The sequence below is a fragment of the Inconstantimicrobium porci genome (assembly GCF_009696465.1).
GTDB classification, from domain to species: domain Bacteria; phylum Bacillota; class Clostridia; order Clostridiales; family Clostridiaceae; genus Inconstantimicrobium; species Inconstantimicrobium porci.
This window is the reverse complement of sequence record NZ_VULX01000002.1, coordinates 34,779-56,826: the sequence shown is the minus strand read 5'-3', so window position 1 is coordinate 56,826 and position 22,048 is coordinate 34,779. Positions and strand designations below refer to the sequence as shown.

Here is a 22,048-nt window from a genome sequence, read left to right as displayed (position 1 = left end):
CTATTAAATTGAAGATAAAAATTTATCTATTGCGTTTTCATAAGCTTTTTTATTAACTTCTATTGAGTTTGCATGAGAAGCGCCATCAACAAGCAGAAGCTGCTTATATCCAGAATTTTTATTGTTATACATCTCAACACTCATAGTCCAAGGAACAAAATAGTCTTCCTTTCCATGGATAAATAATATAGGCAGGTCTGTAGAATGTACTACTTTAATTGGTGATACATGCTTAAAGTCAAACTTTGCAAAATTAATAGCACGAATTCTTGAAAGTTTTGCAACAATAAGCAGATATGGCTGAAGGCATTTAGCATAATCATGTTTTATTTGATAATTTAAAAGTTTTACCATATCACTGTATCCGCAGTCTGCTATTATGAATTTCACATACTTATTTATTGAAGTGTATTGAAGAACTGTTCCTGCACCCATTGATTCACCATGAAGTCCTAAATAGATATTATTACCAAACCTTTCGATAATATAATTTACCCAGCAATCTACGTCATGTTTTTCATAGTAACCATATGTGGAATATTTTCCTTCACTTTTTCCATGTCTTCTCTGGTCAATAACAAGAATATTGAATCCTCTTTTGTAGAATGTTTCAACATATTTTAATGAGCCTACATAACCTATGGATATTCCGTGAACAAGTATAATAAACTTATCACTTTTTTCTTTGTTCATTATTAAAAATCCATGAAGGTTTAGATTATCTTTTGACTTTATTGTGATATCTTCTCTCCCTAAAGATTTAAGATAATCAATATTTATTATTTGTCTATCAGAATAAGATTTTATAGATGATTTTTCATCATGAAGTCTTCTTTTGATAAGCAGTTGCAAAAGATGATTGCTTGTTAAGAAAAAACTTGCAATTAGTGCACATAATATTATGATAATTGCAGTAATCATATAAAGCCTCGCTTTCGTATAATCATTTTACATCTAAATCATAACATATAGATATAAATAAATAAATGAATAAATGAATACAAACATGCTTTTATAAAAATGGACATGTAATACAAAATAATGGAAGTTATCAACATTATTCACAAGTGCCTGTGGATAAGTGGTGGGAAACCTGTTAATTACACTGTTAACAAGCGTTTATTTCCAATATTATGAAAAATATAATACTGTAATAACTATAAAATTAAAAGAAATATGAAATTGTGGTGATAAATTATAATTATTAGGATAATATTTTGTAGATATAATTTTTTAGTTGTGGATTATGAGGATAATAATAAAAACGATATTTACTAGAGGAAAAAATTAATATAAAATGTAATTAACAGCATGTCTACAATCCATGTACCGTGTTAAAGAACTACAACAATTCGAGTAGTTAAAATATGATTATGGAGTGATAAAAATGAATAATGCAGAAACAATTATTAAAGACAGAACGCTTACTTATGAGCAGAAACTTATTTCTTTAGCAAAGGAAGCTGAAAACTCATTACATGTGCTTAATATCAGCAAAGAAGCTCAAGAATTAAGAGAAGAAGGAGTAATATGTGATCTTGGTGAAGGAAATGCACCTTATAGACCAAGATATATAGTTCCTAATTACGAGAAGTTCATGAAAAATGGAAGCGAGTTTTTAAGATTGACTCCACCTCAAGATATTTGGGAAGCAGTAAATAACCTGCTTATCATCTACAGACACGTTCCATCAATTACAACATTCCCTGTTTACATAGGAAATATTGATACGCTTTTAGAGCCTTTCGTAAAAGACGAAGAGGAGGCGTATAAAGCAATCAAGTTATTCTTAAAGCAGATAGATAGAACTATTTCAGATTCATTCTGTCATGCGGATATAGGACCAGTTGATACTAAAGCTGGTAGACTTATTTTAAAGGCTGAAAGAGAGCTTCAGGATGCAATTCCTAACATAACACTTAAATACAGTAAAGAAAAGACAAGTGATGATTTTGCAAAGGACTGTGTGCAGACTGCACTAGTTACTGCTAAGCCAAGCTTTGCAAATGATGAGATGTTTAGAGATGATTTTAATGGTGACTATGCAATAGCAAGCTGCTATAACGGTTTAAGAATCGGTGGAGGAAGTTATACTCTTTCAAGATTAAATATGTATAAGATAGCGCAGAAATCGGAATCAATTGATGATTTTTTTAATGTACAGCTACCTTATGCAATTGATGCTATGCTTGGATTTGAGGATGAAAGAGTAAGATATATAGTAGAAGAAAGTGGATTCTTTGAAAGTTCATTCTTAGTAAAAGAAGGGCTTATATCAAGAGAAAACTTTACTGCAATGTTTGGTATGTTTGGTCTTGCAGAATGTGTAAACCATCTTCTTAATGCTACAGAGCTTAATGAGAGATTTGGACATTCTAATAAGGCTGATGAATTAGGTGTCAAGATAATAGATGCTATGGACAAGAGAGTGAAGCAGCACAGAAATAAGTATTGTGCTGATAAAAAGTTTTTAATGCATGCTCAGGTTGGTATCGATAGTGATAGGGGTACAAGTCCTGCATGCAGAATTCCAATAGGTGAAGAACCAGAACTTTGGGATCACTTAAGAAATTGTGGATTATTCCATAAGTTTTTCCCATCAGGAATAGGTGATATTTTCCCATTCGAAAAGAATTCAAAGAATAACCCTGAATATATACTAGATATAATCAAGGGTGCATTTAAAGTCGACATGAGATACTTCTCATTATATTCTTCAGACAGTAATGTTATAAGAATTACTGGATATCTTGTTAAGAAGAGCGACATGGAAAAGCTTGATAGAGGTGAAAATGTTACTCAGGATACTGTTGTTTTAGGTCTTGGAGCTGTAAAGAATGCAAAAGTTCTTGAAAGAAAAGTAAGATAGTATGCAGAAAGTATTAGTAAATAAGATAATTCCATTTAGTTCTGTTGATGGGCCAGGAAATAGGACAGGCATATTTCTTCAGCACTGTAATTTTAACTGTGCTTACTGCCATAATCCAGAAACTATTAATCTTTGTATTAACTGCGGAGCATGTGTGAAAGCATGCCCAGTTAATGCAATTTCGATTATAGATGCTAAAGTTGTCTGGGACAAGAATAAGTGTGTTAATTGTGATACATGTATCAAGACATGTACTCATTGCAGCAGCCCAAAGACAACAATGATGTCAGTAGATGAAGTTATGGATGAAGTAGAAAAGTATGCACCATTTATTGAAGGAATCACAACATCAGGCGGTGAATGTACTTTAGCAGAAGATTTCTTAATCGAGCTTTTTAAAAAAGCAAAAGCAAAAGGACTTACATGTTTTGTAGATTCAAACGGATCAAATCTCTTCAGTGAAATGCCAGAGCTTCTAAGCGTAACTGATAAAGTTATGCTTGATGTAAAGGCATGGAGCAGTGATATGCATGCAAAGTACATTGCTAAGGATAACAGCACCGTTTTAAGCAATCTTAGATTCCTGCTAGAAAAGGATAAGATGTATGAAGTGAGAACAGTTATAGTTCCAGGAATGCTTAATAATGAAGAAACTGTAGACAATGTCAGCAGAGTAATTGCAGAAATAAATCCTGATGTAAGATACAAGATTATAAAATACAGACCAATGGGTGTAAGAAACATCATGGATGGCATCAAAACACCAACTAATGAATATATTGGTTCTTTAAAAGACATATGCGAAAAGAATGGATGTAGAAACATAGTCATCGTTTAGAAATGTATAATTTATACTGTATAATGTATAATTAGAGATGAAATTAGCTAGCATTAATATGCTAGCTAATTTCTTGATTTTAAGGCTATGTTTTAAAATAGTGTTGAAATTAGCATAACGTAAAAGGATATCTAAATGGACATCCTTTTTGAATAGCGATAAATTAAGATTATAAGTTATACATTATAAATTATTATTACCATAATGACTATATTGTTAAAAGAATAGTAACAATATATCCATTGTTTCGTTTTGTAAACGTGCTATAATTAAAGAAAGGTTATAGGTTAGGAGTGTGATAGATATGCAATCACAGAACATATTACTTGGAGGATTCTTATTAGGTCTATCAATTATAACAGGATATTTTTATAAATTGTATAAGAAGATGAGTTCTTTGCAATTAAAGAGAGTTAGAGTAAGAAAATAACATATATAAAAAAGGAAGTCCGCATCGCTGGACTTCCTTTTTTAATGCCAAGTGCCAGATGCCAAATGGAGGCGTCAATTCATGGCGCTGAACTCATGAATTCCTTGAACATAATGGAGGATAGATCCTCCAAGCCTCCTGTGAAATTGCTGAACGTAATTTCACCTGGGGTTAGATTTACTTTTCTGCTTTTCTTAAGCTATATTTACCAATAATGTTCTTGTATAGCCCCAATTATTAATGAAAAGCTTTATTTTTATTTATAGTTTTTTTAGTAAAATAATATTACAAAAATCAGCATCACCAAAAGAATAATAGTCTCTTTGATCTTGATTTTCTATTTTGACTTTACGATTAAACTGATAAGGTCTATCTTTTATTACAGATATTCCATCTTCCCAATCTTCTTTTTCTTCTTGAGCATATGGATCAAATAAATAGACATATTCATTATCTATTTTTGTTATAGTAACATAATGGCCATATGAACCAAAATGCATTCTTGCGACCGCAACACCACCATCATTAATCCATTTGTAAAGTAATGAATTAGGTGTAGGACTAATCTTTTTGCCATAAATACATTGAGCATTTATTGGATAATTTGTAGAGGATGCATATCCGTTTAGCCAGTTTGCTAGGTATCTCATTATTTCCATTGATGTTCCACATGATAAGCATTACCATTTTGATCGTATTCGTCTAAAGTATAATTATAAATTGCTTTAATAATTTCAGGTTTGATTTCCTCTCTGTCAAAGAGGTAGGATATAGCATTAATCATGGAAGTTGTACCACAGTCAAATTCAGATCTTTGGTAAATTAATTTGTTTTTCATATATAATCTCCCCAGATATTATCTTCGTTTATGAAATCCTTTTGTGTTTGAGATTGTTCTGCCGATGCTTAATATTTTTGAAGTGATGCATCCTCTGCAGTGGCTTGGTGTATCTCCTGTACATATTTTTCCGGGATACAGTGCGTAAAGTTTTCTGTATTCACCTTCTGTAACATTTGGCATGACTACATTTGCTCCGCTTTGAAGGGCAATTATTCTTCCGTTTGAATTTAAGCTTTCCATGGCTGTTGTAGCAGGAATATTAATAGTAGGAAGGAGTAATCTTGTAATAGCCATTACTCTTAAGGACATATCAAAGTTGTTATTTGAAGCATCTCTTAATGGTGTGTCTGCATTTGGAATGAATGGTCCTATGCCAATCATATCAGCATCTATTTCTTTAAAGAAAAGTATATCATCAGCAAGGCTTTCAACTGTTTGTCCAGGAAGTCCTACTAAAGAGCCGCTTCCTACTTCATATCCAAGAACTTTAAAGTCGTTAAGACATCTCTTTCTGTTTTCATGAGACATACCGGGATCCATTTCTTCGTATAATTTTTTGTCTGTAGTTTCAATTCTCATAAGGAACCTATCAGCTCCAGCTTCTTTAAGCCTTTTATACTCTTGAGTAGGGCGTTCTCCGATACTTAATGTTAGTGCTACATCAAATGATTTTATCGCTTTAACGATTCTTTCAAGAATTTCTATAGTATAATACATATCTTCGCCACCTTGAAGAACTATAGTTTTATATCCATATGTAACTGCTTTATGTGCAAAGTCAATTATCTGTTCTTCTGTAAGTCTGTATCGTTTCAAGTTAGTGTTATCACGTCTTAAGCCGCAATAACAGCAGTTTTCCCTGCATATGTTTGTAAATTCAATTAATCCCCTTAAATGAACTTCATTACCCACATATTCTTCACGAACTTTGTCAGCTGCTGTATACAGTTCTTCTGATAATTCATCATTAGATAATAAATATATGATTTCATCTTTTTCTAAGTTGTGAGTCTCGACAGCTTTTTGTAAGATCGTATTCATAAATCCCTCCCCAAATTCAGAAAGTTAGTGTAAAGTTTCTTCACACTTTTTACTTTAAAATTTATTTATATATCAAGGTTTCGGAAGTTTTTTTGTATAAAAAACAACGACCCCCTAATTTCATGTTACAATTGAATCTCCTAGAATACAAAAATAAACACGAAAGGATGTCGTTATTGAGGATTCAATTATAACTTATTTACTAATATATAATCAATATCTAATTAAAATTATTTATCAACTTATAGGATTTATTGTTCAACATATTCCACTTAAGCAAATGCAATTTGATGATTCAAACAGTCCTAAATATCAAAAGTTTAAAGTAGATAAACTGCCTATAATCAAGCATTTGAACAAGTTGATTACATATTTTTACTGGCTTATTACAAGTATAAATACAATAAGACTATCAAACCCGTTCAGAGACGTAACGGTAAAACTATTTCACACAAAATTATCTGTCCTAAATGTGGTGCAACTCATGAATACATCTATGATAACAATGGTGGCAAAGGCCAGTATCAATGTAAAGTCTGTGGCACTTCATTTCAAGAGTCTAATTTTGTTACTAAGCCTTTAGTTTTTAAATGTCCATACTGTGGCTCGACGCTTACGGAACGTAAGGAACGAAAACACTTTAAAGTACATAAATGCACAAATAATAAGTGTTCATACTATCTTGCTAATTTAATTAAAAACTTCCCAAACAAAACTCTTAAGTTCATTGCTGATGGTTATAGTGCATATCCACTTGCAAAACAGCAATTTGAATTAGAAGAAGATAAAATCTTCGACTTAACTCAAGTCATTGGATTAACAAATGATGATCCTGTTTCAACGGAGTTTAGGTGGGTAAAGCAAGTTGTAGAACGTCTAAACAGAACCTTCAAATCATCCTATCGTGTTACTTGCGGATACAGCAGTGATGACGGTGCCCTTTACAGTTTTTCTCTCTGGACTGCTTATTACAACTTCTTACGACCTCATCCATATAACTATTGGAAGCCATTAAATGAGCTTAAAGAGTTAGAGTTTGCCGAAAACAGGCCTGCTAAATGGCAGATACTCATTAGCTTAGGTCAACAGACAATTTTTCAAATGCAAGAATCAGATGCTTCCTGACAAGTAACTCAACTAAATATTGACTACTATTTTTTGCCTCCGATAACGAAGGCCTATTTGCTATATTCAATTTTAGAAATAAAATGAAAGATTAAGTTCATATTTCTAAAATAAGTAAGAAATATTTCTTCTTTATTTTTTCATACAAAACTTTACACTATCTTCAGAAATAGTATACTATTATTATATACATTAACAATATATATAACAAAGGGAATAAAACATGATACAATAAAAAGGGGTATATTGGATTTTCTCGGAAAAATGGGAGGATAAAATGAACAATATTATAAGAATTAAGCCTATTTTTAAAGAAAAAATATGGGGAGGAAAAACGTTAAAAAATATATATGGTTATGATATCCCTTCTGATAAGACAGGTGAATGCTGGGCAATTTCAGCGCACAAAGAAGGAGACTGTGAGATAATAAATGACGAATTTAAAGGAGAAACTCTTTCTTCATTATACGATAAACATAGAGAGTTATTCGGAAATATAAAAGATAAGGAATTTCCGCTTCTTGCAAAGATTCTTGATGCAGCTGACAATCTTTCAATTCAGGTTCATCCAGATGATAAGTATGCTAATGAAGTGCTTAATCAGGAATTTGGTAAGACTGAAGCTTGGTATGTATTAAACTGTAATGATGATACTGTACTTGAGATTGGGCACAATGCACAGACTAAGCAGGAATTATCAGAAATGATTCATAATGGGGAATGGGATAAGTTATTAAACTACAGACCTATAAAGAAGGGTGATTTCTTCTTCATAAAGTCAGGAACTGTTCATGCTATATGCAGTAACACTCTTATATATGAAATACAGCAATCATCAGATACTACTTACAGATTATATGATTATGACAGAGTGGACAGTAAAACAGGACAGAAAAGAGAGTTGCATATAGACAGATCAATTGATGTTATAGAAGTTCCACAGAAATCTGAACCTGTAAATCCAATAGTAGAAAAACATGAAGTTTATGACAAACTAATATTTACAAAGAGCAAGTATTTTAGCTCATATAAATACGATATTCATGGAAACTGCGAAATATCAGAAGAAGCCCCATTTGTTTTATGCACAGTAGTTAATGGAGAAGGAACTATTGGAAGTGAAACAGTTAAAAAAGGGGATAACTTTATAGTTCCAGCTGGCTATGGAAAAATGAAGTTTAGTGGAAACTTAGAAATACTAGCAGCAACAATATAAGTGAGAGTCCAAATTTTGACTAATTACTCGATAGACTAGAATTTAAAATGAATTCTTGTTTATCGAGTTTTTTGATTGAATCGTAAAGTGATAATTTGTGATGTTATTTAATTAAAATGTAAAAAAAGGGTGTATTGATAAAAAAATTGATGTATGGTCTTCTGAACCTAATGAATAGTCTTTTTAAGCTATAGAACTTAGGTATTATACCTTTAAAAAAGAAATGAATAATCATGGCTGTAATATGGACGGTACAAGACCTATAATTGAGAGGTACAAAGTAGGTATGGTCAATAGCGGCTACTGTGAAATATGTGTACCAATAGTATAGAACAAAGTAATAATTTATTACTAACATATACTTCATAAACAAAAGTATAGAAGTTAACGAATAGTAATAGAGAACAACGAATAGAAATAGATAAAACTCACGTAATAACGTGAGTTTTTACCTTTTTATTTTTTACATTAATATTGAATTTTTTAAGAGCATAGCCCACAGAGTTCGTAATGCCAACTCCAGGGTCAGTTAATGTCCCATCTAAATCAAATAGTATATATTGATACATATATATCCCCCCAAAACATAAAATTATATATACAAAAAACTACCTGCAGGTATGCGGGTAGTTTTAATTTGAAGAAATTTATTTAAGTCCGTGTATTTTTCCTTTTAAAGCTTTGATACGTCCTTTAACGTAGCTTATAAGCTCTTCTCTGTTGTCTTTGATTTCTACTGGAGCACTTGCGACAATGCTCATTAAATCTAGTCTGCTCATCTGGAATTCAGATGCTATATCATCTGATAAGAACTTGTTCTTTCTTTTCCAGTATGTAAGGTTAAATCTATCGGCCTGTCTTTTGTTATAGTATCCTTTTTCTATTCCAAACTGAAATAAGTCAGCAGCAGATTCTAATTCCTCTAAATCTTCTGCAATAGCAGTTTCATCTATTAAAGATTGAAAAGATTTCATAAGTAAACACTCCTTTAATAAGATAATATTATTATAAACGTTATTTAAAGTTTATATTCTTTTTCGGATAATTGAAAAATATTTAATATATATTTCCAAACTATAATACCATATTATGAGGAAAACTAGAATATTTCAAGGAAAATTTTTTTTGTTTAAATAATAACAATGGTATAATTGGTTTAAATAAATTAGAAGCAGGTGAGATAATGGACGATAATTTTTATACTAAACAAGAGGATATAGCTAATGCTATAACGCATGGATTTGGTTCAGCATGTGCCATAGTAGCACTAGTTATAGCAATAATAATGGCAGAACTAAGAGGAGATGCATGGTATATAGTGAGCTTTTCGATTTATGGTGCAACTCAGATAATACTATATCTTGAATCTACACTTTATCACAGTATTCCTAATGCAAAGGTAAAGAGATTGTTTAGAAAATTTGATCATATGTCTATATTCATATTGATAGCAGGCACATACACTCCATTCTGCCTTACAGTGCTAAGAGGACCAATAGGGTGGACTATATTTGGAATAGTATGGGGATGCGCTGTTATAGGAATAATACTTAAGTGCTTCAACACTGGAAAGTATAAGAACTTATCTACAGCATTGTATATAGCTATGGGTTGGATAATCATAATTGCAATCAAGACACTTTATGAGAGAATGCAAGTATGGGGACTTATATCTTTAATTGCAGGAGGTATCGCCTATACAGCAGGAACATACTTCTTCACTAATGATAAGATAAAGTATAATCATGCTATATGGCATCTTTTTGTGCTTTTAGGAAGTGCATTTCATTTTATAGCTGTAATTAGTCTTTTATATTTACGAAAATAGTTTTTATATTAAAAAAAGATGAAATTATTAAGCAATTTTGCGTTTAATTTCATCTTTTTTAAATTAATCTTGCTTTAATTGATTAGCTAAATCAAATATTACATTTAATGATTCCTTAAATTCATTGAATATTGAGACAGTTTTTTCGCTTACTTTTAAACTTTCCTGTGATGCTGCTGCAACTTCTTCACTAGTTGCGGACAAGTTGGAAATATGGTCCAGTATCGAAGAGTTTGAATCATTAACATCATGGATTTTATTATTAATATGTCCTATGGATGTATGCAATTCTTTTATTGCAGAGATAATCTCTTCAAAGTTAGAGTCAACTTCCTTGAATATAGCATTTTGTTTTTTAATTGATTCTGTAGAATTTTCAACATTTGTAGTAACATCATTAATATCATTAACTAATTCAGAAATAATATCTGCAATTTTGTTTACAGCATTATTTGTTTCTTCAGATAATTGTCTTATCTGATCAGCAACTACTGCAAATCCTTTTCCTGCTTCTCCAGCTCTTGCAGCTTCTATTGATGCATTAAGTGCAAGAAGATTAGTGTTGTCTGATATCTCAGAAATACTTTTTGTTATGGTTTGTACTTCAGAAATACTCTTTGTAAGATTATCAATTGATGCAGATGAAAGTTTATTTGCATTTTCAACTTTGTTAGCTTGTTCTTTGAATACATCAAAAGTCTTTAAACTTATATTAACAAGTTCGTTAGCGTTTGTCGAAGTTTTCACCATATTAGTTGCTTCGTGTACAGTATCTTCAATGTTGTTTTTTATATCCATAGTCATATTACTCTGATGTTCTATAGTCCTTGCTGTATCATCAACACTGTTTGCTATATTAACCATAGAATTGTGGGTTACATCAACAATATCTGCAAGTTCATTAGATACCTTTTCAGCTTTGTTGAAGGTATCGAGTAAATCTTCAGCTATTTTAGCTATTTTAGCAGCCGAAGCAGATTGTTCATCAGCCTTTTTTGTAATGAGTGCTATTTTTTCATTTTGAAATTTAGACAGTAAACTTGATACTTTTATACATCCAAATGAAGTCATTAGATATATTATTAATATAAGAAATATTTCTGTTTGAATGGTTGCATTGCTAATTTTTAATAGGTAAATAACACAATGGATAATATTGGCTGCGAATATACAAATCGCTGTTCTTATAGTTTTTTTCTTATCCAAATATAATACTGGAGTTATTATTAATGGAAAAGAATAAAGGCAAGTGTATAGTATAGGATTAAATATCATTATACCTATAAACGCAATGATTTGTATTGGTAATAAAATAGATATAAATTTTTCTGCACTTTTATATTTTAAGTAGATAATTATTGTTGATATTAATGGTATAACCGCTAATAATAATTCAATAATTAATCTTGAATTAATTGAACTAACGAGAATTTGAGCAATAAAAGAAAGAAATAAATATATATTTTGAATCATATACATAAGGAAAACTATTCTGTTAGTTGCTTTAAATTGTTTTTCGTTCATAAAATCTCACACCTTTCAATAACATATATATTTAGTTATCGTAGAACTTAAATAGAATATAATGGATATACGAAAAAATATGATAATTAAAATAAAAAACGGAAAAAATGATAAATAAAGAAGATGAGAGGTGAAAAGCGCTATATACATGCAATACAATGTAAAATATACTAGTAATTGGTGATTTGCTGGTTGTTAATTTATCGTGCAATAAATGAATATGATAAATTGAGTTTGAAATAAGAAGGGGTAAGTTATGATAGGGTTTTGGAAAAGGTGTGAATTATGTTGGCTGCGTTGGGCTAATTATAGTGATAATTCAGATAATGTTGTTAATTATGATTGTATTTTTTGTGGAGAGTGCTTTGAAGAAAAACTTTGATGAGAACGGTAAGAGGAAAAAGTAAGCTAACTTGTTTTGAGATTCGTTTTGTGAAAACGAGTCTTTTTTGTGAATTGTAGTTCTGTATAAATGCATATATGATAAAATATAGATAAAAATGTAAATAATGTGGAGGTGATAATATGAATAAAGATGGTTGTGAATCAATAGAAATTGGTATGCCATATGAAAGGTCAATAAATCGTGCTGTAATTGGAATAGCATTGAGTTTGATTTCGTTAAATATTTCGTTTTTGGGAGATATTATTTCCGTAGTAGGAATGATATTGTGTTTGTTAGGGTTTCGCATTTTAAAATATGAAAACAAATGGTTTCAAAGTTGTTACGTCATAACAGTAATTCGTGCCATATATCTTATATTAAATATAATACTTAGTACAACTATTATACAAAGCATAATAACCTCATCACCAATCATGTCTGTGATTAATATTATGAATTTGATACTTAGTTCTGTATTTCTAGTATGTTTTTGTTGTGGAATTAAAGCATTACAACAAAAAATAGAAATGCCTGTTGTTTTTGCCACATTCTCCATGCCTAATGATGTGGTGAAACAGAGAGGGTATTTATGCTATTCTGTTAGGAAAAATAATAAGGACTATGCTGTTATAGACTCGTTTATGAATTATACCCATCAGCAGACATGGATGCAGTATCCTGTAAAGACGGCTATGGAAACCAGAATAAACGATGGATTTAATAAATCTGGAGCATTCCTCACAATTCAAGATGATGTTCAATTTGAGATTGATTAATTTTTTGCTGAGAGCTAGTACATTATGTACTAGTTCTTTTTTAATGTAAAGGAAATTGCATTCAAAAACACAATTTTTTAATGATATAAAGTGTTATAAATAAAGGGTTTACACGTTTGTGTAAAAGAATGGTAGAATGCAATTTCGTCCTTATATAGCAGCAGGAAAAGACCTGCTACTTTTTTATATCTCTTTTTTCACAAATGCTTTACATGAAATGAATAACGAAATTAATATAGTCATAATCATAACTATGATACCAGTAAAAATATTTATATTTTCGTTTTGTAAAGTAGATACTATTTTACCTGTAAACACTTCTGTTGAGCTTGCATATGATATATAAATGTACTGTTTTATACTATTCAGTATATTGGTATTATTTACAAGATATGAAAGACCAAAGGTTATTATTATGTTTACGCTGATAGATAATACAGACTTATTTATAAATGATGATATCATAAAACTAATTGATGCGGCTGTAATACATACAAGTGCAAAGAATAAAACGAGTATGAATAACATTGTAATATAATTTATAAAATACCCACTATTACCGTCAAACTGACTAAACAGACTATCCTTGACTGGACTTGATGAATATTTAACATTTATAAGTATAGGATATGAAGGATTCCCAATACCATCTTTGATACCTTCTATTATAAATAGTGCTGCAAATGATGAGAATATCAAAATTAATATGGAAACTATTAATGCGAAGTACTTTCCAATTAATACTTTTAGTCTTGAAACTGGCTGTATAAGTAATAATTTTATTGTTGATTCATCAATTTCTCTAGAAATAATATCACTTGATAATATAACTATAAGAATAATAATTATAATTGCTGATGATGAGTGTATTAAAAAATTTAAAATAGAATTATATGAATTATAAACAGGATATGAGTATTCAGGTATTTTATTATCATATAAATATCTTAAATATCGTAACTCTTTATCATATTGATATACTGGACTACCACTCATAGTTCCTTCTTGTGAACCATTTTTCTCACTTTCCATGATTGCAATTTTAGCTTTTAGCTTATCCATATAACTTGATTTACTATTTTGTATGACTTTTAAGTTATCAATAGATTTTTTTAGTGATGATAAAGTCTTTTTTAAGGAGTCTTTTGCAGAAGTATTTAATAAGTTATTATTTAATATATCATTCTGTTTTTTAAGAATATCTATGCTTTGATCTAGTAGTCGTGGATCATCATAATTTAAAGAATTAAAATGATCTATGTCAAGAGAATTCATATGAATACTGGTTAATAACATTGTCACCATAAAAAACCACACAATATATGTTTTTTTCTGTTTGAACATTTTTTTGAATTCAATTTTAAATATATCCATCATAACAATTCACCTCCCATAATACTCATATATTTGTCTTCTAAATTCATTCCTGATTTAAGTATCTCATCCATACATTCTACTGATTGAATTTTTCCTTTTTTGATGAATGCAATCCTGCTACAAATATTTTGTATTTCATTAAGCTGATGTGATGATATAAATATTGTCATATTCTTTTCCTGAACTAATTTCTTTAGTATCTTTCTAAGGTGTATTATTCCTTCAGGATCAAGTCCATTAGTGGGCTCATCCAGTATTAAAATTTTAGGGTTTCCTATAAGTGCACAGCCTATAGATAGTCTCTCTTTCATTCCTAATGAATATTTACTTACCTTTTCATTTAATGCTTCAGCAGGTATTATTTCATCGATTACATAATCTCTTTCATTAATATTTACATGTCTTAGTTTTGCAACAAGTTTTAAGTTTTCTAAACCAGTTAAATATTTGTAAAGAGAAGGATTTTCTATTATAGCCCCAATATTGCTTATTGCCTTCAATGGTTCTTTTTCTATATTTGTATTATTAATTAGGATTTCTCCTGAACTTGGTTTCATAAGTCCTGTAATTATTTTAATTGTAGTTGTCTTTCCTGCTCCGTTGGGACCAAGAAAACCAAATATTTCACCTTCATGCACAGAAAAACTGATATCATCTAATATTAATTTATTGCTTATTATTTTAGATAAATTAGAAATTTTCAATATGTCCATATTAATTCCCCCAATAGAATAAAATATAAGGTGATTAGTCATTATACTAAAGTTAAAGCAAGCATCTTTTTTATTTTTTTCATAATATCTCCCCTTTGCAAATTGAATCTTGTAACATATTTTTAGTTCTATTAATTATAATCACCCTATACTTTAAAAATTCCTCATTAATTAACAAAATCCTCCTTTTATGTATAAATAATTATTTTTTAAAAAAGGTGTTGTATTTGTTTTTGAAATTAAGTGTAAGTCCATAGGTGGTAAATTGAAGGACTCACTAAAGAACAATAGAAGGTGTTAGAAAAAATGAATTTATTGGCTTTAGTTTGATGAATGTATAGTAACTTATTCACATCTTCCGCCACAGATTCATATTATGAACCATAGTAATATGCAGGAGTGAATAATTTTGCTTTATGCACTGATCTTAGCTGGTGGAAAGGGATCAAGATTATATCCTCTGTCAAGAACTCATACACCAAAGCAGTTTTTAAAGGTGGTTAACAATAAGAGTTTTCTTGTAAATACGGTTGAAAGGGTAGCACCTATTATAGATAAAGAAAATATTTTTGTAGTGACAAATGAGATGTATAAGGAGAAAGTAAAAGCGGAACTAAGTGACTTGAATGGAAATAATGTTTTTACTGAGCCGGAAAATAAAGAAACAGCAACCTGTATTGGATTATCTGCAGTGAAACTTTTAAAGAAAGATAAGGATGCAATGCTTATAGTGCTTCCATCAGATCATTTTATAGAAGGGCAGCAGAGTTTTATCGAGACAATTAAAAATGGCGTAGAGATTGCAGAGAGAAGAAGAGGTATAGTAACTATAGGAATAAAGCCTACAAGACCGGAAACAGGATATGGATATATACAGATGGGAGACAAGATTCAGTCTAATGTAGATACGTACAGGGTATCAAGGTTTACTGAAAAACCTAATATAGAAGTTGCTAAAGATTTCATTATTACTGGAAATTATCTTTGGAACAGCGGAATGTTTATTTTTAGGGCAGACGTTATATTGAGAGAGATAGAGAAGTATCTGCCACAGCTTTATAAGAACCTTACAGAGATATATAAGCACGTTGGAGAAGATGATGAAGAGGAAGTAATCAAAGAACAGTATAAGCTTATAGAAGGCATCTCAATTGATTTTGGAGTGATGCAGAAGACAAGAAAGGCTTATGTTGTTAAATGTGATTTTATATGGGATGATATAGGAAGCTTTACTGCTCTCAGCAGATTCTTAAAACAAGACAATAATAATGTGAGGTCAGATAATGTGTTTTTGCAGGATAGTGAGAACTGCGCAGTATTTGGAAAGAAAAATCTTATCATAGGATTTGGTCTTAAAGATTTAGTAATTGTGGATGCAGGAGATGTAATACTTGTTATGGACAAGTATAGAGACCAGGAAATAAAACATCTTCTAAATACATTAAATGAAGAGGAACAGTACAGAGATTTTATGTAGAGTAATTTATAATTGCAGAAAATATAAAGAAAAGAGGAGGTTGACTCCTCTTTTTGTATTTTGTTATTTTTTCTTTTTCAGTTGATGAAGCTATAGGTTTGATAATGTTACTATTAGTAGTATCTTCATTACTGATACTGTTATTGTCTGATGCATTATCACTAGAGCTTGAGTTGTTAACGCCAGCTGTACTATTATCGTTGCTGCTATTATTGTTGTCAGCTATATTATTATCATTATCAACAGGTTTAGCAGATAAAACAAACTGCTGAGATATTGTAGAATTATCATTTAAGTTTATATTTATGTTATAGCTGTCTGAAGTACTATTTATATATTTTATTGTATCAGTAGGAATAATTAGTTTTGAACCATCAATATAAACAACTGGACTAATGTTTAAAAGAGCAATTCTTGCGAACTGTTCATTTCGATAGATTACATTTAAAACCACATTGTTAATTGTAATTGAAGCAACTTTTTTTCCTTCAGGAATTAAGTTTGGAATTTCTATATCTTCATTTTTGTTTTCGTCAATACTTACCTTTATTGGTTCTTTAATAATTGTATTTTTTGATCTAAAAGCAGTAATATCTGAATAAGCAGCCATACTTACACCATTTGAAAAGATGTATGTAACTTGGTAATTTCCTTCAACAAGATGTAATGCTTGTAATGTAGAAGATGGTATAATTATTGAAGTATCTGTTGTTGAAAAATAATTTGAATCTAATATTCTACTGTTTATTATTATACTTTTTAGTGTAGTTCCATTGAAATTAACGTCAGTTATAGTAATTTCATTTGGATTATTTAAATCATATTTAGGATTTTGATAATTCATTCCCGGATACTTGATAATTGGAGCATCTTCATCAGGTTTGCTGTCGTTATCAGGTTTATTATCCTCAGAAGGTTTGTCTTCTGGCTTTGTGTCTGGAATAGGAGTGTCGTCAACACTGTTATCAACTATATTAATTCCAAGTACGCCTGAAAGAACATATCCGTTTGAAAAATGAGTCGCAAGATAGTTAGTACCTGTACTTAAGTTTAAATTTTCAATTACTTCGCTTGGAATAGTAATTGAATTATTAGTTACTGTTGTATTAATATAAAGTTTGTCTAAAGTTAAGCCTTTTAAATCAAGATTATTAAATACTATGTCATTAGGTTTTGATTTTTTAACATATTCTTCTTTGACATAAGTATCTCCTTTTCGTAATAATAAGTTAATCAACTGTTTTTTTGATACATTTTAATAAAATTTAAAAGTATTTTATAAATATATCGACGATATAGAATAAATACTTAACAATGTCGAAAAAAGAAAAATAAAAAAGCCATGAGCGTGTCTCATGGCTTTTCTTCTCATTATAAATTCTAAATAATCTAATTAATTTTGAGCGATATTTCTACCCATCATAACACCCATAGCTGAAGCCATCATCAGACCTCTTGTCCAACCGCTTGAATCGCCTAAGCAGTATAGTCCTTTGATGTTTGTCTGGAAATCCTTATTGATATTAACTTTGTTGCTGTAGAACTTGATTTCTGGACCATAAAGCAAAGTTTCTCTGCTTGCAAAACCAGGAACTACAGTGTTCATAGCTTCTATGAAGTTTAATATATTTGTCATAGTTCTATAAGGAATTGCTGAAGTTAAATCTCCAGCTTCTGCATCTGGAAGAGTGTATTCAACATTTGACTGATGAAGTTCCTTTGGCCAAGTTCTCTTACCATCAAGGATATCACCATATCTTTGAACAAGTATTTTTCCTCCTCCAAGCATATTTACAAGTTCAGCAACTCTTTTTCCATATTTAATAGGTTCATTAAAAGGAGAAGAGAAGTTGTGTGAACTTAATATAGCAAGGTTAGTGTTGTTTGATTTCTTGTTTTTATATGAGTGACCATTAACAATTGCTAAATCATTATCGTAGTTTTCCTGGCTTACAAATCCACCTGGATTCTGGCAGAAAGTTCTGACCTTGTCCCTAAATGGAGCAGGGTAGCCAATAAGTTTTGATTCATATAATACGTTATTAACACTTTCCATAATTTCATTTCTTACTTCCACACGGACACCAATATCTACAGTACCAGCTTTGTGATCTATATCGTGTTTTACGCACATATCACTTAACCAGTCAGCACCTTTTCTTCCTGTTGCAACTACTGTCATATCTCCGTAAACAGTGTCTTCTTGTGTCTGATTCATAGTATCAGCGATAATAACACCTTTGATTTCTGAATTTTCAATTACAAGATCTTTTACAACAGTATTGAATTTAATTTCAACACCAAGTTCTAAAAGTTTGTTTTGTATTTTTAAATATATCTGATGAGCCATTTCTGTTCCTAAATGTCTTATAGGACAGTCAACAAGCTTTAAGTCAGCTTGAATGGCTTTTTTTCTAATTTCTTTAACTGCTTCATTTTGTCCAACGCCTTCAACTTTTGTGTCAGCACCAAAGCTTAAGTATATTTTGTCAGTATAGTCTATGTAATCTTGAATTACCTTTATTCCAACTAATTCGGGAAGGTCTCCACCAACTTCATGGCTTAATGATAACTTTCCATCAGAAAATGCGCCTGCTCCAGAAAATCCTGAAGTAATGTTACAGTAAGGTTTGCATGATACGCATTTGTTAGTCTTAGCTTTAGGACAAGATCTTTTATCAATTCTTCTGCCTTCTTCGATAAGAAGAATGTTTTTGTTCGGATTTTTAGATTTTGCTTCTAAAGCTGTGAAAATTCCTGCTGGACCTGCTCCTACTATTATTACATCATATTTCATAATAAAACCTCCAAAATGTACTCATAGTTAAGCTTTTTACGGTAGCTCGTAGAAACATCTAGACCATATTACTAGAATTATATAAGCGAATGTTATTATAATTAAATATTTAATTATTCGTACAAGAAGATTTTAAACGAATATTGTAAAAAAATCAACAAAAATTATACGTAAAAATTCTCTTTATTATAGTATCATTTCGTAGCTGCGATAAGAATTAGTGGGCCTAAAACCTAATTCTTCTGATGCTGCAATTTCAATAGTGTTGTCATCATCAATGAAGTCAGATGCTTCTGTTATGCCGTTTATATGTTCAAAGCAGTATTTCAATGTATAAGATAGAAGTGCTGTTACATTTTCTTTTGTTTCATATTCTGGAGAAAAATCAAGTCCGTATATTTCTAAAGAATTATCTTTTTCATACCTTCTAATAAATGAACAGCCTTCAATTTTTTCGTTAATCTTATAGTAAAACATATACCAGTGATTTTGTTCATTATTAAATACGTCTTTTAGTTTACTGCTTGTCCAGAAGAAGCCTGCAAAAAAATTATCATGAAAAGGTGCATATTCCTCAAAGTTTTCTTCAGTTACCTTTGTAATACAGTTGTTGTTTTTTGACGGTTTAAACTCAGATGGACGGAGCTTCATAACTGTAGCTGATTCTTTACAATTATAATGATTTTTTAAGCAGTACTCATTTGCATTTTTATTTTCCTTAGGAAAACCTAATACAACTTTGTAGCCAGGATACTCATTTTTTAATTTATCAATAAATGCGTTCATAACTGTATTATAATTTTCTTCAATGAAAACGCCAGTTGTCTGTAAGTAATTCTCTTTTTCTATAAAGTAATAATGGAAAACTGCAGTAAGATTATTGCCGTCGTAATATCCAAGAAGCACATCATCATCCTGAACTAAACTTTTATTAAAATTCTCAGTCATCTGCTTTCTAGTCATATTGATAGGATAGCTTGTAGTCTCTGGAGACTGATAAAGCTTCCAGGAAAAATTTAAAGCAGAGTCTATATCGTTTTTATCAATTATTTTAAACATATTTTTCGCCCCCAAGTATGTATACAGGTATATTATACCACTAGGAACAATAATCATTTTTAGATAAATCCTTCTATTTTATCAGCACGTTCATATGCTTTTTCAGTTATTTCTTTAGGATATCCTATGTAATCAAGAAGTTTGATTGCATTTTTAGTTGATGATATTCCGTCTTTTAACTTATAGTCGAAGTTTAAGCCTTTCTTTGAGTTTACAGTTTCACTGAAGTAGTGGAACTCATAGTTTGCTTTTAGTATTTCTGTAAGTTCTCTATCATGAGTTGCAACTATTGAAATACACTTCTTTTTGTTAATGTATGAAAGTATTTCAGCAGATGCAGATATTCTTTCTATAGGGTTTGTTCCTCTGAATATTTCATCGATAGCACAGAATACAGGAACTTCTTTATCAAGTGCTTTGATGATTCTAAGTATTCCTTCTGCTTCAGCCATGTAGTAGCTTTTTCCTGAAGAAAGACTGTCGTCAGGACTGATTGAAGAAACCAGGTTGAAGAAGCATGCTTCATATTTTTTAGCTAGTACAAAGTTAAAAGTCTGAGCAAGAAGTATGTTTGAACCAAGCATTCTAAGGAATGTTGATTTACCTGACATATTTGTTCCTGTTAATACTATGCCTCTCTTCTTCATATGAATTGAGTTTGGAACTCCATTTGGCAGAAGTGGCTGAACACCTTCTTCAATGTTAAAGCATATTTTATCTGTAAATGTTGGTTTTGAGCATAATGTTTCAACATGTTTTTTATATGACGCCATTCCAGCTAAAGCATCAAGCTCACCGATAAGTGCATAAAGTTCCATAATGTCATCAAATTTTTTATCTAGTTCTTCGCCAACTTTGTAGTAAGCAGCTTCATCTATAAGGAATACTAAGGAGAATATTTCAAAAAGACCGGCAGCCATTGTACTTAATGTCATTGCCTTTGTACTTATATCCATTGCTCTCAAGCTTGAGTTAAGCTCTTTGATTCTTGTTGTATATCCTTTTAACTCTTCATTTTTAAAAGAAGAAAGTTTCTTACCAGCTGTAAGCAGCTTTCTAAGATAAATCATACCGTTACTTTTTATATTTTTCTTTTCTCTAGTGTTAATGAAGATGTTAATGTATATTGAGGCCATTAGTACAAGCATGTATTCCGGCTTTTTCTGGATGAAAGCTAGAATGATTATTATTAGTGGTACAATCTTTCCAAGGATAGTGTATATCCAGTATTTGGCCTTATTTTTATTAATGTCACCAGTAACCATATCTAAAAATGTGTTTTTTCTATTTAGCCCAAGAGTATAGAATATATACTGCATTTTTGATCGTGTATCAGCACTTCTTGTTAAAAATTCAATCATGCTACTTCTTTCATCAAGTTTCTGCTGACTAAATAGTGGATTTCTAAGCATTGCATAAAGTTTTGATTGACCAGGTGAACTATAAGTATGGTCAAGTTTAACAAAGGCTTGGTCCATATTAAGGTCAGACCATGTCTGATCATCGATTGTGTATTCGTCTTCTTCCAGAAGGTCAAAGTATTGCCTAGTATATTTAAAGTTTATTTTTTTATTGTGAGGCTCTCCAAAATCTCTTTTTATGTAATCTGTAGTATAGGCTTTATTCAAAATATCATCTCCTCTTTTTTGTTAGAATTATGCACATATATCATCCTTTAAAACTCTGTAGATTATTTAATCAGAGGTTTGAGGTATCCTCTATTATTATAGAATAGAAATTCATGAAGCCGTG

The 22,048-nt window shown here is 30.6% G+C and carries 19 protein-coding genes, 2 pseudogenes and 1 riboswitch; of the genes and pseudogenes, 8 read left to right on the top strand and 13 right to left on the bottom strand.

The features are described from left to right. Positions 1-3: 3 nt before the first annotated feature. The gene (locus tag FYJ33_RS02550) at positions 4-921 is read right to left on the bottom strand and encodes an alpha/beta hydrolase (RefSeq protein ID WP_154530212.1); all 918 of its coding nucleotides are present in this window, start codon (positions 919-921) and stop codon (positions 4-6) included. Positions 922-1,387: 466 nt separating this feature from the next. Between FYJ33_RS02550 and FYJ33_RS02545 the strand changes: the two genes are divergently transcribed. From FYJ33_RS02545 to FYJ33_RS16600, 3 genes are all read left to right on the top strand, one after another. Further along, entirely contained in the window at positions 1,388-2,869 is a 1,482-nt protein-coding gene (locus FYJ33_RS02545; RefSeq protein ID WP_154530211.1) for a YjjI family glycine radical enzyme, read from the top strand. A 1-nt stretch (position 2,870) separates the two neighbouring features. Further along, the gene (locus tag FYJ33_RS02540; RefSeq protein ID WP_154530210.1) at positions 2,871-3,707 is read left to right on the top strand and encodes a YjjW family glycine radical enzyme activase; all 837 of its coding nucleotides are present in this window, start codon (positions 2,871-2,873) and stop codon (positions 3,705-3,707) included. A gap of 304 nt (positions 3,708-4,011) precedes the next feature. Then, the gene (locus FYJ33_RS16600) at positions 4,012-4,137 is read left to right on the top strand and encodes a hypothetical protein (protein ID WP_268891436.1); all 126 of its coding nucleotides are present in this window, start codon (positions 4,012-4,014) and stop codon (positions 4,135-4,137) included. A gap of 260 nt (positions 4,138-4,397) precedes the next feature. Here the strand turns inward: FYJ33_RS16600 and FYJ33_RS02535 are convergent, their stop codons facing one another. Genes FYJ33_RS02535 through hydE form a run of 3 tightly spaced genes read right to left on the bottom strand, consistent with a single transcriptional unit; the run spans position 4,398 to position 6,019 of the window. After that, on the bottom strand, positions 4,398-4,796 hold the full coding sequence (locus tag FYJ33_RS02535; protein WP_154530209.1) for a cysteine peptidase family C39 domain-containing protein: 399 nt from the start codon (positions 4,794-4,796) through the stop codon (positions 4,398-4,400). After that, complete coding sequence (locus FYJ33_RS02530; RefSeq protein WP_154530208.1) at positions 4,787-4,975, bottom strand: hypothetical protein; 189 nt, start codon at positions 4,973-4,975, stop codon at positions 4,787-4,789. Before FYJ33_RS02530 ends, FYJ33_RS02535 begins: the two co-directional genes overlap by 10 nt. 18 nt (positions 4,976-4,993) lie before the next feature. Continuing rightward, a complete protein-coding gene (hydE, locus tag FYJ33_RS02525; protein ID WP_154530207.1) occupies positions 4,994-6,019 on the bottom strand; it encodes a [FeFe] hydrogenase H-cluster radical SAM maturase HydE in 1,026 nt (341 codons plus the stop codon). A gap of 175 nt (positions 6,020-6,194) precedes the next feature. Here hydE and FYJ33_RS17115 point away from each other — a divergent pair. Together FYJ33_RS17115 and FYJ33_RS02515 are read left to right on the top strand one after the other, a co-directional pair. Beyond that, a pseudogene (locus tag FYJ33_RS17115) lies at positions 6,195-7,144 on the top strand (hypothetical protein). Positions 7,145-7,421: 277 nt separating this feature from the next. Next, positions 7,422-8,360 carry a type I phosphomannose isomerase catalytic subunit gene (locus tag FYJ33_RS02515; RefSeq protein ID WP_154530206.1) on the top strand — a complete coding sequence of 313 codons (939 nt, stop codon included), beginning with the start codon at positions 7,422-7,424 and terminating at the stop codon, positions 8,358-8,360. A 458-nt stretch (positions 8,361-8,818) separates the two neighbouring features. On the opposite strand, the pseudogene FYJ33_RS16180 reads toward FYJ33_RS02515, so the two are convergent. Beyond that, a pseudogene (locus tag FYJ33_RS16180) lies at positions 8,819-8,929 on the bottom strand (HAD family hydrolase); the annotation flags it as partial. 78 nt (positions 8,930-9,007) lie between these two features. Beyond that, on the bottom strand, positions 9,008-9,334 hold the full coding sequence (locus FYJ33_RS02510) for a hypothetical protein (RefSeq protein ID WP_154530205.1): 327 nt from the start codon (positions 9,332-9,334) through the stop codon (positions 9,008-9,010). 209 nt (positions 9,335-9,543) lie between these two features. On the opposite strand from FYJ33_RS02510, the gene trhA reads away from it, so the two are divergent. Further along, entirely contained in the window at positions 9,544-10,188 is a 645-nt protein-coding gene (trhA, locus tag FYJ33_RS02505; RefSeq protein WP_154530204.1) for a PAQR family membrane homeostasis protein TrhA, read from the top strand. 63 nt (positions 10,189-10,251) lie between these two features. On the opposite strand, the gene FYJ33_RS02500 is transcribed toward trhA, so the two are convergent. Next, the gene (locus FYJ33_RS02500) at positions 10,252-11,259 is read right to left on the bottom strand and encodes a methyl-accepting chemotaxis protein (protein WP_206046591.1); all 1,008 of its coding nucleotides are present in this window, start codon (positions 11,257-11,259) and stop codon (positions 10,252-10,254) included. Between the two features lie 978 nt (positions 11,260-12,237). On the opposite strand from FYJ33_RS02500, the gene FYJ33_RS02495 reads away from it, so the two are divergent. Then, complete coding sequence (locus FYJ33_RS02495; RefSeq protein ID WP_154530202.1) at positions 12,238-12,873, top strand: hypothetical protein; 636 nt, start codon at positions 12,238-12,240, stop codon at positions 12,871-12,873. A gap of 183 nt (positions 12,874-13,056) precedes the next feature. On the opposite strand, the gene FYJ33_RS02490 is transcribed toward FYJ33_RS02495, so the two are convergent. Continuing rightward, positions 13,057-14,250 (bottom strand): ABC transporter permease, encoded by a 1,194-nt coding sequence (locus tag FYJ33_RS02490; RefSeq protein ID WP_154530201.1) that lies wholly within the window; start codon positions 14,248-14,250, stop codon positions 13,057-13,059. After that, positions 14,247-14,963 (bottom strand): ABC transporter ATP-binding protein, encoded by a 717-nt coding sequence (locus tag FYJ33_RS02485; protein ID WP_154530200.1) that lies wholly within the window; start codon positions 14,961-14,963, stop codon positions 14,247-14,249. The genes FYJ33_RS02490 and FYJ33_RS02485 overlap by 4 nt, the downstream gene beginning before the upstream one ends. A 409-nt stretch (positions 14,964-15,372) precedes the next feature. On the opposite strand from FYJ33_RS02485, the gene FYJ33_RS02480 reads away from it, so the two are divergent. Then, on the top strand, positions 15,373-16,440 hold the full coding sequence (locus FYJ33_RS02480; protein ID WP_154530199.1) for a mannose-1-phosphate guanylyltransferase: 1,068 nt from the start codon (positions 15,373-15,375) through the stop codon (positions 16,438-16,440). Here the strand turns inward: FYJ33_RS02480 and FYJ33_RS02475 are convergent. The 4 genes from FYJ33_RS02475 to FYJ33_RS02460 all read right to left on the bottom strand — a co-directional run bounded on the left by FYJ33_RS02475 (position 16,433) and on the right by FYJ33_RS02460 (position 21,924). Beyond that, entirely contained in the window at positions 16,433-17,677 is a 1,245-nt protein-coding gene (locus FYJ33_RS02475) for a hypothetical protein (protein ID WP_154530198.1), read from the bottom strand. The two genes, FYJ33_RS02480 and FYJ33_RS02475, sit on opposite strands and share 8 nt — an antisense overlap. A 156-nt stretch (positions 17,678-17,833) precedes the next feature. Beyond that, entirely contained in the window at positions 17,834-19,237 is a 1,404-nt protein-coding gene (locus FYJ33_RS02470) for an NAD(P)/FAD-dependent oxidoreductase (RefSeq protein WP_154530197.1), read from the bottom strand. Between the two features lie 4 nt (positions 19,238-19,241). Continuing rightward, a riboswitch (purine riboswitch) is annotated at positions 19,242-19,342 on the bottom strand. An 81-nt stretch (positions 19,343-19,423) separates the two neighbouring features. Next, positions 19,424-20,296, bottom strand: a complete 873-nt coding sequence (locus tag FYJ33_RS02465) for a hypothetical protein (RefSeq protein ID WP_154530196.1) — start codon at positions 20,294-20,296, stop codon at positions 19,424-19,426. A gap of 59 nt (positions 20,297-20,355) precedes the next feature. Beyond that, a complete protein-coding gene (locus FYJ33_RS02460; protein WP_154530195.1) occupies positions 20,356-21,924 on the bottom strand; it encodes a MutS-related protein in 1,569 nt (522 codons plus the stop codon). Between the last annotated feature and the right edge of the window lie 124 nt (positions 21,925-22,048).

Bases quoted from the DNA above. Each gene is read 5' to 3' on its own strand.
- FYJ33_RS02550 (WP_154530212.1), bottom strand. From the start codon at position 921: ATGATTACTGCAATTATCATAATATTATGTGCACTAATTGCAAGTTTT.
- FYJ33_RS02545 (WP_154530211.1), top strand. From the start codon at position 1,388: ATGAATAATGCAGAAACAATTATTAAAGACAGAACGCTTACTTATGAG.
- FYJ33_RS02540 (WP_154530210.1), top strand. From the start codon at position 2,871: ATGCAGAAAGTATTAGTAAATAAGATAATTCCATTTAGTTCTGTTGAT.
- FYJ33_RS16600 (WP_268891436.1), top strand. From the start codon at position 4,012: ATGCAATCACAGAACATATTACTTGGAGGATTCTTATTAGGTCTATCA.
- FYJ33_RS02535 (WP_154530209.1), bottom strand. From the start codon at position 4,796: ATGGAAATAATGAGATACCTAGCAAACTGGCTAAACGGATATGCATCC.
- FYJ33_RS02530 (WP_154530208.1), bottom strand. From the start codon at position 4,975: ATGAAAAACAAATTAATTTACCAAAGATCTGAATTTGACTGTGGTACA.
- hydE (WP_154530207.1), bottom strand. From the start codon at position 6,019: ATGAATACGATCTTACAAAAAGCTGTCGAGACTCACAACTTAGAAAAA.
- FYJ33_RS02515 (WP_154530206.1), top strand. From the start codon at position 7,422: ATGAACAATATTATAAGAATTAAGCCTATTTTTAAAGAAAAAATATGG.
- FYJ33_RS02510 (WP_154530205.1), bottom strand. From the start codon at position 9,334: ATGAAATCTTTTCAATCTTTAATAGATGAAACTGCTATTGCAGAAGAT.
- trhA (WP_154530204.1), top strand. From the start codon at position 9,544: ATGGACGATAATTTTTATACTAAACAAGAGGATATAGCTAATGCTATA.
- FYJ33_RS02500 (WP_206046591.1), bottom strand. From the start codon at position 11,259: ATGACTTCATTTGGATGTATAAAAGTATCAAGTTTACTGTCTAAATTT.
- FYJ33_RS02495 (WP_154530202.1), top strand. From the start codon at position 12,238: ATGAATAAAGATGGTTGTGAATCAATAGAAATTGGTATGCCATATGAA.
- FYJ33_RS02490 (WP_154530201.1), bottom strand. From the start codon at position 14,250: ATGATGGATATATTTAAAATTGAATTCAAAAAAATGTTCAAACAGAAA.
- FYJ33_RS02485 (WP_154530200.1), bottom strand. From the start codon at position 14,963: ATGGACATATTGAAAATTTCTAATTTATCTAAAATAATAAGCAATAAA.
- FYJ33_RS02470 (WP_154530197.1), bottom strand. From the start codon at position 19,237: ATGAAATATGATGTAATAATAGTAGGAGCAGGTCCAGCAGGAATTTTC.
- FYJ33_RS02465 (WP_154530196.1), bottom strand. From the start codon at position 20,296: ATGTTTAAAATAATTGATAAAAACGATATAGACTCTGCTTTAAATTTT.